The sequence below is a fragment of the Cuniculiplasma thermophilum genome (assembly GCF_052315355.1).
In the GTDB taxonomy this organism is placed as follows: domain Archaea; phylum Thermoplasmatota; class Thermoplasmata; order Thermoplasmatales; family Thermoplasmataceae; genus Cuniculiplasma.
The window spans coordinates 1-10,612 of record NZ_JBLSDF010000047.1 but is presented as its reverse complement, the minus strand read 5'-3'; the positions used below and the strand labels follow the sequence as shown (position 1 = coordinate 10,612).

The following is a 10,612-nucleotide window of genomic DNA, read 5'->3' as shown; positions in this document are numbered from 1 at the left end:
TTTACTGCAACATCCCATACGGGTAAAGAATGAAAGAAGGGAGACGCATGCTCTTTCACGAGGAGTTATCCTCAAGATCGATAACGCGTATCCCTGGCCAAACATGATCTCATGTCTGGTTAAAAATAATATACAAGATCTCTAATCCCATCAATCACAAACCTATTTAAAGACTAACATATTGTCATGTTATGGGTTCTCTGATCCCGATCCCAAAGAACATGATGATCCAGTCAACTGGAAGATCTCTCTCCATAGATTTCTTTTCAGATGATGAAGTTCAAAAGATCTTTCAAGAGATCTCTGAAAAGATTAACAATGACATAAGGAGATCAGACAAGCATAAGAGATACTTTCTCCTGGTTGAATTCTTATATCGAACCGGTGCAAGGATAGATGAAGTACTTCTGGTTAAACCTTCAGATGTAAATTTGGTCACAAATTCAATTAGAATGAAGACCTTGAAACAGGGAAAGGATAAGAAAACAGGAATTCAGAGGGAGAAGTATCGAATCATACCATTGCATTCAGAGCTGAGGGATACTTACATGCAATATCTCCTGGATATGAACATATCAACAAAATCTGAGGAACCTTTATTCCCGATAAGCAGACAGGTTGTAGACGTCTATTTCAAGAAGATGCAGGATAAATTGGGATTTAAGATTCATGCACACAAGTTCAGGCACACATTTGCGGTCAAGGCCATAATGGACAATGTCCCATTGAATATATTACAGCAATGGCTTGGGCATTCATCTGTTTTTACTACAAGTATCTATACCCAGATTACCGGGATGGATACGTCAGAGTTTATGGGGAGAGTGAGATGAGAAGATGAAAAATGGAAGCACTAAACCCAAAATTATATGGATTGGATTTATTTCAAATTGTGATGATTCAATTCTAATGTATCAACTTGGGGATGGTCTTACTATAAAACCACTTGACCATGAAACGGGTTTTGACTTGTTAAAAAAACTAAGCAAAAGTTGTGATGATGCTGACTTTGTTAGCAGATATGCGACAAGCGGGCTTATAGGAGATTCCTCAAAACCGCTTTATGTAATTACCAAAGAAGTAAATTCAGAAATATCAGTTAGGATTTCTCCTGACCAAGCTGAGATTAAATTATCCCATGAGGACTCGTTAAATTTAATGAGTGAAGCCAGTACTCTTAGTAATCTTGTACAGGATAAATTGAGGCTGTTGAGGCTTTTTAAGGAGGGAAATATATGCATGCCTGTTGAATTCATGTATGTCGATACCAATGAACCAATTCGTCTTTATTCTATGCGTGTCTATAATATAGTCCAGCGTGAAATATATCATCTGGATAAAAGCGAAGTGGATAGTCTTTCAAAATTCTTGAGGGAAGTATCTCTGCCATTCACTGAATTACCGCTTAACATGGCTTTTTCAAGTTTTGAACTTTCTTACACAGTAAACTTTGAAAATCTCTCGTTTGTTTCGTGTATAACGGGCCTAGAATGCTTATTGAGTGAGGATAGTTCAGAGATATCATACAAAATTTCAAGAAATATGGCCATTCTTTTAGGCAGAGATGAAGAGTCATCCAAAGACGTTTTTAATAAAGTGAAAAAGCTTTATTCTAACAGGTCAAAAATAGTTCACGGTGTGAATTTCAGAATTTCCCGAGACGATTTAAAGGATGCCAGATACTTTTTAAGGGAAGCAATAAAGAGCTATATAAGGGCTGGCTTAACTAAAACCGCACTCCTAAGGGAACTTAACTCATTGAGATATAAAGACGAACGTAGGTGGTTGTCTTAATAGTAAGTAGATTTTCCTTTGGTGTCGTATTTTCACAAAGAAAAATTAACATAAGGCCACAAATCTACTTCGGTAAAATAGGAATAATTATTACCTGTTATAAATATGCTATAGAAAGCAAGAACAAGATAGATATAAAGAGCCCAAGAATTGAGCTACCTTATAATTTGGAGGAAAAGTATGGAATATGGTGAAATGCGAATAGACCTATTAAGTACAGTTGATATACCACAATTCAGGTTTATAGGCTCAAAATACCGGTTGATCAATTACCTTTCAGAAATTCTCCAAAGAGAAGATTTATACAGGGGGACATTTTTAGATGGTTTTAGCGGGTCTGCTGTGGTTGGGAGAGGTTTTAAAAAATATTTTCCAATAATATCAAATGATGCGCTATATTTCTCTTATGTACTTCAAAGAGCGTTGATAGGTCTAAATGAATATCCAAAATTCCAATCCGTTGATTTACCAGACCTTTCTAACTCAAATGAGATGAGGATAAACCAGATCTTATATTTTTTAAGCAATATTGATGGCATAGACGGTTTTATAACTAAGCATTACACTCCCTATAGTTTAGAGTTAGATTATACTGAGAGAAAGTATTTTTCTGTATATAATGGGAGAAAGATAGATGCCATAAGGGAAAAAATAGAAGAATGGTGGAAAACCAATAACATAAATGACAATGAATACTATTATTTATTGGCAAGTCTATTATTCGCTGTTCAAAAGGTATCTAACATTTCAGGAACGTATGGTGCTTATAATAAAGTATGGGATCCTAGATCCAAAAAACCTGTTACCTTAAAATTTATCGAAGTTGTTCCATCTAAATTTAAACACGAGGCTTATAATCAGGATATCTTTGAGATAATCGATAAAGTAGAAGTTGAAACTGCATACGTAGATCCACCGTATAACTCCAGGCAATACCTCCCAAATTATCATATTCTAGAAACAATAGCAAAAAATGACAGGCCTAAAATTAAAGGTTTAACCGGTATTAGAGAATATTCGACCAAGAGGAATAAATCAGTAAGACTTCTGAAGGCAGGGGATATAATCAATTCCATCTATGATGAGATAAGATTATGGACCATCGAGAGGCTCGACTTCAGGGATCTCATTAAAAGATATGATTCCGAGAGGACTTTCTTCTATCTTGATCCTCCGTATCACAATATCAGGGGATTGTATGAATATGAGATGGAGGACAGCGATTTTATCGATTTAAGAGACATTTTAGGCCAAATTAAGGGAAAATATCTGTTAAACATAAATGATGATGAATTCATCCAGAAGATCTTTGGAAAATCTAACTTTAAGAAGGAATATACGAATTACGGAATAAATGGCAGATTGAGAGAAAAGACGAAGAGGATCGAATTGTTTTACCATAATGTCCGAAGTAATTAGGGAATTTGAAGGAGCTGCTGGAAGATATGCAACTCTATAGATTTTAGAAGTTCATTGATGAATATCAAATCGAAACATTTTACAAATGTTTAAAATTATAAATAAAGGAAAAATCGGTGCAATCAATGTGATAAAAGCAGTTTATTACAATAAAGTAACTAGGTAGCCTAATTTGAATGTATAACTATCACCATGAAAAAAGGTAACGGATTCTCAGCACATACGTACTTAAATATATCTCCAATGATTATTATACCTCTTCACTTTAAGCAAAGGCAAGTTTAAATAGCAATCTTCATTTTTTATTTATGGACAATGAAAATATTTTAAAACTGCTAAAAGAAATTAGAGAGGACATAAAGAATATCATGGAGCATATGAATGATCGATATTACGTGTTAGGGGTAAATGGAGCTAGAATGATCGTGAGCGATGATAAGCGAATCATGGAACTACTGCAATCTAATCAATATACTTTAAATTATATAAGTAGTAGTATCTCGCCTGGTGTGAGATGTCCAAAACATAACGTGCCTATGGTGCCCATTCTTGAAGATGATGGATATGGAAACTACAAAATTTGCTTTGAAGATAACAAAGATGGGGGGCATAAAATATGTCCAAAGTGCTGAAAAATGCAGCTGAACTGAAAGGATATATTATAAGTGTCGCAAAAAAGAAAAAAAGACTTACAGATATAAGTGTAATTATTCTTCTTTTATTGTGGGTTTGTGGTTTTATTTATATATTATATTTAAGTATCCAATACCCAGCAAATGCAGTGATTTATCTTATGGCTGTTGCTATAAGTTCAGAGGGCGTTGGTTCCACTTCTTTAGCTTTTACAAGACTCAGGAAATCATGGGATCAGATGTATTTAGATGAGGCAGAAAAAATCGTTAACTCTAGAAAGAAAAAAGTGAAAGGCGAATTCGATAATAGAAGTGAAGCTGAAAACGCACTAATTAAATATGCTGCTGAAATAGGTAGTCCATTTAGGCATGCAACTCAAAAACAAATAGAAAAGTCTCTTGAAGATTTCTGTGAAAATGCCTTTAAAAACAGAGAGAAAATTAAGATCTAATTCTGTAATGAATTATTTTTAATAAGATAAAAAAAATCAATGCCTTCTGATTCTGGCAACAAAGATCTTTTATATATCAGCATGTATTGTACTTATGGAAGTTCAAGAGAGTACGATTAAACAAAATGATGTTTCATTGCTTCCACTGTACATAAATAACGCTTTTAAAGAGAAATTCGAAGAAAGCATTAACATTTTAGAACAACTCTACAAAAAGAACAAGAGATGGATTGTTACTTATTCTGGTGGAAAGGATAGTACGGCCCTTGTTGTTCTATCATTATACATGAAAACAGTTCATCCAGATATTGACCTGAATATTACCTATGCTGATACAATGATGGAGATCCCACAGATGGCCATTGTTGCGCACACTTTCCTGAAATCTATAGAAAAAAAATATCCTGCTGAAGTTAAGATTGTATATCCTGATATAAATGATACTTACTGGGTTAGGATGATAGGCAGAGGCTATCCTCCCCCAGGTCCCAGATTCAGGTGGTGTACTCCAAAGATAAAGATAAAGCCTTCCAGAAAGCTCCATGAAGACAGTGGTTTATTCATCACTGGCCTGAGAATGGGGGAAAGCCAGCAGAGAGACATAAGGCTGAAAAGTTCATGTCTGAATGGTGGGGCAAACGAATGTGGTAGTGATGTATGGGTGAACCAGAAGGGAATAGATGTCGCAGCTCCAATTATACACTGGTCGGCAGAAGATGTATGGTATTTCCTCATGATGCCTGGAAGGAAAGCAGTTGCCGAGACTCAGCTCGTTGTTGACCTGTACGGAAATACTTCTATGAGATTCGGATGCTGGATGTGCACTGTTGTAATGAAGGATAAAACTATGATTGCACTGGCCAGGTCTGGAGATTATAAGGTTAAGAAGCTACTGGAATTCAGGGAATGGATAGTTGAAGAATGCAAAAAGCCAGAGAACAGATATTTCAGAAAGGACGGAAGAAAGGGAAGACTGAATATAGCGTTCAGAGAGATTATATTAAAAAGGATATTAGAACTGCAGAGTGAGATAAATTTTAATATAATAAATGAAGACGAAGTAATAGCTATCCAAACTCTACTCGACAGCGGTAAATATAGGGATTACTGATCCTCATTTTTAGTCCCCTCTTCTACCTCTTGGTAAAGATTCAATACAAATTGGATAATCTTTTCCTTTTTTTCCTGATCATTCTGCAAGTTATACAACAAACCCACACATAGGGTATCCCATAGTCCCTTTCTCTTTGTGAACGAAGGTATCTTTGCTATTAGTGTTTTGGACTCTTTGTAAAGCCCTACTTCTTGCATCGAATGCACTCTTTTAAACTCTATTTTTTCTACATCATATTCATCCAGTATTTTTTGCTGGACTCCCTCCACTCTTCCTTTGATTTTATTTTTTCTATATGTCTCTCTACGGTGTTTAATTTTAGAAACTATTGATCCTTCCCTATTTTCAGGAAACATTGCTCTTTGCTCTTTAAAAAACTGTGTTTCTATTATAGCTTTTTCAGGGTCAGTCTTTGATTGGTCCTGTTTAGGAGGAGCATCTCCACGAATATGATTGGTGAGATAGTTTTTAAGAAAACGATATACGTTGTTTCCTTCATAAAGACTTTCTCTATCTAAATTTACTATTTGCTGAAATCCGTCATCCATGAATACTTCAACAATTGACTGCTGTTGCACCATATATGTATCCACGAAAAATTTCATTGGGTCGGTAAACTCATTGCCTAATGCCACGTTAAAAAGCCTAAACAGGAGACCGCTATATTCAGATGGGAATACACGCTTAGACTGGTGATAATAAAATCCCTTTACAGTTACATTTTCATAGTTACCCTCATCGCTTAGGACTTTTTTATTTATTTGAGGAAGTAAATAAACATATGGGTCTAAATCTTCAAATCCATACTTTTCGATATCATCAAGAGAAGGGTATAAAAGTGGCTTAAATAATTTAAACTCGTTTCTGATTTTTACTTCGCTATCACTAGTTTGAATTAAAAATTTTACTCTTACATTGAAGTCCAAATCCTTAGTGCTTCTTTTAATCTCCAAATACAAAGGATCGTTTGTTCCCGGTATTTTGAATTCCTTTCCTCTAAATTTAATTTTTGTTTTAACTGGACCATCAGGTAGGTACTCTACAGGACTCATCAGTCCAATGTCAACAATAATCTTGTCCATTTGAGGTAACAATGATAACTTGTGCATTCTTTGTACTTCATCTAAAAATTCCTCAAAGTAGTTTTCATCAGTTAAATTATCTCTTTGATATTTCCATACATGGGATTCCTTTATTGTAGGAACTATCGATTCCAGAAAAGGTGGCTTAAAGTCGCTAATCTCTACTTCTGTATAAGATTCATAGCCGCCAACATGCCTAGAAGATAAAGTAACATTTCCCAATTTAGATTTGTCCATAGATTCATTTCTTCGGATAATGTCATCGAAGAAAGCCAAAGATATCTTTGCAATAAATTCCCTTGTTTGGTCTGATTTCTTTGTCCTGACAACAAACCCCTTACAAGCAGAAGCAACTGAAAGCATGCCGATTCCCATTCTACCGACAACCTTCCTCTTCTTTTTAGGAGTAACATTAATTTCATTTGTTGTATTTTTTTTACTTCCACCGATATGAGTAAAAACATAATACAAGTCATCTAACGACATGCCCACCCCGTCATCCCGGATAGTAATTTTATCCAGATGAAGTTCAGTCCTAAGGTAGCTGAAATGAAAAGTTATCAATACATTTGAAGCATCAGCATCGTAAGAATTACTAAGCAATTCTTTTATAGAACTCGCAGGAGACCTGTATAACCCTGCAGATATGTGTTTTATAATCTGAGCTGCCACTTGCAGAGAGATGGTATCTATGGCTTCCTCCGCATTATTCATTTTGTATCACCTCATTTGCACCTTTTCCTGAGTAAAATTTTTTAAGTGTTTCAAAGAACGGTTTTGAGTCAATAAAAATCTGATCTGTATCATATTTTTTTCCGTGTATAACATTAGATACAGTATCAAATATATTTTTTATATCTCCTAATTCTTCTTCTCCGAGGTTTCTGTTTTTTCCTTCTTCAGTATTAGTAACATAACTAATAATTGATGTTTTTATTTTATTTTTGAGAGCACCCTTTTTGTTCTTTGGAAGTTTTTGATCTTTTAATAAATAAATTAGGTCTGTAAATGTTATCATATTAAGTGCCTGAGACAAATAATCAGTGTTTTTTTCACGTGCCTTATCGAATAATTCACCCTTATCTTGGTCGTCTAGAAACATTATAATTGCTGGGCTTATGAAATTTTTTTTCATGAAATTTTCCATTAATACCCTTAAAGATATTGCACTGCCGAATGCATGTTTTATAGTCATAAAACTGACAAAGTTATCGAAGAGTTCCTTATCCTCATCAGTAAATTGCAAATAGTATTTTTTTTGTGATTTTATAAAGCCTTCAATTGTTTTACTATCTTCTTGCTTATCTAAGCTTATAACACCATTGGCATTTTTGTCTACCTTCATTCTGACAAAATGAGACGAATTACAAATCAGGTCAACGTAACCTTCTTCTATGTTCCCATTTAAAATTTCATAACAAGGAAAAGTATCTGAATGACTTAAATGACATACTGGTTCGATTTCATTTCCATTACATTTTAATTGAGTACCCAATCAGTTCACCTTCATGCTGTAGATGCCAACGTCATCTTTGATGTTCACATTCAATATTTTCTTAATCATGGTGCTGACTGATACAAATCTTATATCACCTTTTTTCAAGGTTATACGTGGTATTTCAATTTCGTTTAGACTTGTGGATATATTTTTCGTTTCCGCATTCATCAATGTCTCATTCCCCTCTCATTTTCTTCAACTTCTCGATCTGCTCCACAATCTCATCTCCCTTGCCATTCATTCCAGTTTCACCCCGCAATTCATGCAGAACTTTGCCACTTCCGGGTTTTCATATCCGCATGCAGGACATACCTTCACCTTGCCCTTGTAGTGCATCATCATTTTCTGGACATGAGGATATGTCCATGCAGCCTTCACATGCCAGCAATCGTATGAATCATCATGTTCGCACCAGAGCCTGAATTCGCCGTTGCCGTTTCTCTTTACGTATATGTTGAATATCCTTGGAGGCTTTCCCGGCTTCACTTCCTCAACGGTTATGTGATCGTCCATAACGTTGATGTGAAATAAAAGATTGAGATGCTTGGCCATCTCCGCTTCCTCTTCGGTCATCGTGAGATCGAGATCAGATTTTGGGACAACCTCAACGCTTGGAGAATTTGCGATTTCTTCGGCTTTTTTCAATTGCTCTGCTACCTTTCGACCTTTTTCGGTGAGAGATATGCTATACGACTTCCTGCCAAATTCTTTCACCTCATAATTTATAAACCCCTCCTCAGATAAACCTTCAAGAAGTTTTGTCAATGTATAAGGATTGTTAACTATAACTCCTAAATCCGACTTTTTAAGAGACTTATTCTCTTCATACAAATATTTCAATAGAGAATTAGCAAATTTGTTATTTAGAGCTGTCAAATTATCAAATAATAATACATAAGAGAATATAAAAAACACCATGGCAATGATTTATGAAATAATAAATCATAATCTTTATATCTTAAATTAGATTTATGTTTTGATAAAATGAAAACGATAGCCCTACATGATGAGGATTATGAGACCCTGAGAGAACTCAAATTTGAATTAAGGGTCGATAACATGAGATTGGTAATTATGCGGCTGGTTGATGAATACCAGCGAACACATCAAATGGAGGCCTCAGCATGAAGAAATGTTCCAGATGCCAGAAAATCATTGATGTAGGGGTACATCCGTATGCCAATGTCTACCCTGTAGCAAGACAGGCTGACCCGCTGAATAATAAAATGCGAACGTACCATTTGCAGTGCCTCGTTGAAAAGATCAGAGAAGAAGACAGGGAGGTAACGGCATGAGCAATTCTAATCGTTCTGATTTTATTGCTATTTTTGGGGTAGTATTGCTTTACTTCCTTGTATGGATAGCCGTTCTGATTCTCTGTATAAAGATAGTTCAGGATAATCCTTACATTGGGATAGTTTCGATCGTTTTGCTCATGCCTATCGCCTTCCTGATACTTGGCATGAAATTCAGGCAGATATTCAATTTTTTCAGGACTTGTTCCGGGAGGAATTCCAGATGAATGCATATGCAATTCCAATCAGGAGTAGAATCACTCCAATGTACTCCAAATCTACTACTATTGAAAAAAATAACGCCTCAGCATCTCTCTCTGTTGTATTCAGTGCAGAGAACAGTAAAGGCAAGACGAACTCATATCCAAGGAAGGCTAAAACAACAATTACAAACAAGATGACTAAAACATTAGTCCCTTTACTATCATTTCCTTTCGCTATAAGGCATCCCTCTTTTTCTCTTCATTTAATGCATAATTTACTGCATGGGAAACTGACGCAAACCGCTTTTTGTTTATCTCTCCATGAATCCAATTCAGGAGTTCCTCGTCAATCGCAACAGAGACTTTCCTTTTCATTCCTACTCAGTAAGATGTATGGGTATTACTCTTTTATTGCTCTAAAGTATGTAAAAGTAGGAAAAGTAAATATACAGGAGATGGTATGACTTGGTAGGTGAAAGTAAGAAAATTAAGATCAGTGTATCAGTTGAGCAGGCGGATTTGAAGATTCTACGGGCTCTCGTCGATTCCGGAAAGGCTGCGAATCTTTCTCATGCTATGAGGCTTTGTGTAAGATGCTACAGGGAGGCTAATGCATGATGCTGACAAAGAGAGATGAACTCGGGATCGATGATTCTGAGACCTATGAGGAGGATGAATACGATGAAGATTGAATGCTCCTGTGGCAAATCTTGTGTTGGCAAGCACAAAACGGTGTTTTACAACTTTAAGGGCCACTTAAAGAAATATCCAGATCATTTTGAGGTTCAACGGAGCACGAGTTTCAGTGAATATAGAATAATGGAGGTAGAGTAAAATGGATATAGAACGAATGGAAAGATTTGTAAAAACAATAAGGGAGCAGCGGGCGAGAGAGTGTGAGAATAGTGGGCATTTCTTCGGTAAGGCTAATGAGTGCACCATGTGCGGTTCAAAAATGGAGGAGATATTCCAATGATAACTACTATAGCGTTTCCATAATACACTTACAATTATTTATACTCAGTATCCATATCTACCTATGGTGTTCAAGCGTGTTAAGCCACACATCACCCTGACGGATGATGAGAGAAAGTATCTTGAAAGCATAACAAGATCCCGGACA

15 protein-coding genes are annotated in these 10,612 nt (G+C 35.7%); 10 read left to right on the top strand and 5 right to left on the bottom strand.

Annotated features, from left to right (window positions below; translation table 11 throughout):
* Positions 1-191: 191 nt before the first annotated feature.
* The 6 genes from ACNF42_RS07870 to ACNF42_RS07845 all read left to right on the top strand — a co-directional run bounded on the left by ACNF42_RS07870 (position 192) and on the right by ACNF42_RS07845 (position 5,408).
* On the top strand, positions 192-833 hold the full coding sequence (locus ACNF42_RS07870; protein WP_443340209.1) for a tyrosine-type recombinase/integrase: 642 nt from the start codon (positions 192-194) through the stop codon (positions 831-833).
* Between the two features lie 4 nt (positions 834-837).
* A complete protein-coding gene (locus ACNF42_RS07865; protein WP_443340208.1) occupies positions 838-1,794 on the top strand; it encodes a hypothetical protein in 957 nt (318 codons plus the stop codon).
* 180 nt (positions 1,795-1,974) lie between these two features.
* Complete coding sequence (locus tag ACNF42_RS07860; protein ID WP_443340207.1) at positions 1,975-3,213, top strand: DNA adenine methylase; 1,239 nt, start codon at positions 1,975-1,977, stop codon at positions 3,211-3,213.
* Between the two features lie 308 nt (positions 3,214-3,521).
* On the top strand, positions 3,522-3,845 hold the full coding sequence (locus ACNF42_RS07855) for a hypothetical protein (RefSeq protein ID WP_443340206.1): 324 nt from the start codon (positions 3,522-3,524) through the stop codon (positions 3,843-3,845).
* Positions 3,830-4,297 (top strand): hypothetical protein, encoded by a 468-nt coding sequence (locus ACNF42_RS07850; protein WP_443340205.1) that lies wholly within the window; start codon positions 3,830-3,832, stop codon positions 4,295-4,297. The genes ACNF42_RS07855 and ACNF42_RS07850 overlap by 16 nt, the downstream gene beginning before the upstream one ends.
* A 94-nt stretch (positions 4,298-4,391) precedes the next feature.
* Complete coding sequence (locus tag ACNF42_RS07845; protein ID WP_443340204.1) at positions 4,392-5,408, top strand: phosphoadenosine phosphosulfate reductase domain-containing protein; 1,017 nt, start codon at positions 4,392-4,394, stop codon at positions 5,406-5,408.
* On the opposite strand, the gene ACNF42_RS07840 is transcribed toward ACNF42_RS07845, so the two are convergent.
* From ACNF42_RS07840 to ACNF42_RS07825, 4 genes are all read right to left on the bottom strand, one after another.
* Positions 5,402-7,207, bottom strand: coding sequence for an ATP-binding protein (locus tag ACNF42_RS07840; protein ID WP_443340203.1), 1,806 nt, complete (start codon positions 7,205-7,207; stop codon positions 5,402-5,404). The two genes, ACNF42_RS07845 and ACNF42_RS07840, sit on opposite strands and share 7 nt — an antisense overlap.
* Complete coding sequence (locus ACNF42_RS07835) at positions 7,200-7,988, bottom strand: hypothetical protein (protein ID WP_443340201.1); 789 nt, start codon at positions 7,986-7,988, stop codon at positions 7,200-7,202. The genes ACNF42_RS07840 and ACNF42_RS07835 overlap by 8 nt, the downstream gene beginning before the upstream one ends.
* Positions 7,989-8,162, bottom strand: coding sequence for a hypothetical protein (locus ACNF42_RS07830; protein WP_443340200.1), 174 nt, complete (start codon positions 8,160-8,162; stop codon positions 7,989-7,991). It lies immediately after the preceding gene.
* Positions 8,163-8,228: 66 nt separating this feature from the next.
* The gene (locus tag ACNF42_RS07825; RefSeq protein WP_443340199.1) at positions 8,229-8,822 is read right to left on the bottom strand and encodes a zinc-ribbon domain-containing protein; all 594 of its coding nucleotides are present in this window, start codon (positions 8,820-8,822) and stop codon (positions 8,229-8,231) included.
* A 293-nt stretch (positions 8,823-9,115) separates the two neighbouring features.
* Between ACNF42_RS07825 and ACNF42_RS07820 the strand changes: the two genes are divergently transcribed.
* Both ACNF42_RS07820 and ACNF42_RS07815 read left to right on the top strand, forming a co-directional pair.
* A complete protein-coding gene (locus tag ACNF42_RS07820; RefSeq protein ID WP_443340198.1) occupies positions 9,116-9,286 on the top strand; it encodes a hypothetical protein in 171 nt (56 codons plus the stop codon).
* Complete coding sequence (locus tag ACNF42_RS07815; protein ID WP_443340197.1) at positions 9,283-9,513, top strand: hypothetical protein; 231 nt, start codon at positions 9,283-9,285, stop codon at positions 9,511-9,513. The genes ACNF42_RS07820 and ACNF42_RS07815 overlap by 4 nt, the downstream gene beginning before the upstream one ends.
* 210 nt (positions 9,514-9,723) lie before the next feature.
* Here ACNF42_RS07815 and ACNF42_RS07810 read toward each other — a convergent pair whose 3' ends face one another.
* Positions 9,724-9,864, bottom strand: a complete 141-nt coding sequence (locus tag ACNF42_RS07810) for a hypothetical protein (RefSeq protein WP_443340196.1) — start codon at positions 9,862-9,864, stop codon at positions 9,724-9,726.
* A 90-nt stretch (positions 9,865-9,954) separates the two neighbouring features.
* On the opposite strand from ACNF42_RS07810, the gene ACNF42_RS07805 reads away from it, so the two are divergent.
* Together ACNF42_RS07805 and ACNF42_RS07800 are read left to right on the top strand one after the other, a co-directional pair.
* A complete protein-coding gene (locus ACNF42_RS07805; protein ID WP_443340194.1) occupies positions 9,955-10,107 on the top strand; it encodes a hypothetical protein in 153 nt (50 codons plus the stop codon).
* Positions 10,108-10,324: 217 nt separating this feature from the next.
* Entirely contained in the window at positions 10,325-10,465 is a 141-nt protein-coding gene (locus tag ACNF42_RS07800; RefSeq protein WP_443340193.1) for a hypothetical protein, read from the top strand.
* Positions 10,466-10,612 lie beyond the last annotated feature (147 nt).

Bases quoted from the DNA above. Each gene is read 5' to 3' on its own strand.
- ACNF42_RS07865 (WP_443340208.1), top strand. From the start codon at position 838: ATGAAAAATGGAAGCACTAAACCCAAAATTATATGGATTGGATTTATT.
- ACNF42_RS07850 (WP_443340205.1), top strand. From the start codon at position 3,830: ATGTCCAAAGTGCTGAAAAATGCAGCTGAACTGAAAGGATATATTATA.
- ACNF42_RS07855 (WP_443340206.1), top strand. From the start codon at position 3,522: ATGGACAATGAAAATATTTTAAAACTGCTAAAAGAAATTAGAGAGGAC.
- ACNF42_RS07820 (WP_443340198.1), top strand. From the start codon at position 9,116: ATGAAGAAATGTTCCAGATGCCAGAAAATCATTGATGTAGGGGTACAT.
- ACNF42_RS07845 (WP_443340204.1), top strand. From the start codon at position 4,392: ATGGAAGTTCAAGAGAGTACGATTAAACAAAATGATGTTTCATTGCTT.
- ACNF42_RS07810 (WP_443340196.1), bottom strand. From the start codon at position 9,864: ATGAAAAGGAAAGTCTCTGTTGCGATTGACGAGGAACTCCTGAATTGG.
- ACNF42_RS07815 (WP_443340197.1), top strand. From the start codon at position 9,283: ATGAGCAATTCTAATCGTTCTGATTTTATTGCTATTTTTGGGGTAGTA.
- ACNF42_RS07840 (WP_443340203.1), bottom strand. From the start codon at position 7,207: ATGAATAATGCGGAGGAAGCCATAGATACCATCTCTCTGCAAGTGGCA.
- ACNF42_RS07860 (WP_443340207.1), top strand. From the start codon at position 1,975: ATGGAATATGGTGAAATGCGAATAGACCTATTAAGTACAGTTGATATA.
- ACNF42_RS07800 (WP_443340193.1), top strand. From the start codon at position 10,325: ATGGATATAGAACGAATGGAAAGATTTGTAAAAACAATAAGGGAGCAG.
- ACNF42_RS07870 (WP_443340209.1), top strand. From the start codon at position 192: ATGGGTTCTCTGATCCCGATCCCAAAGAACATGATGATCCAGTCAACT.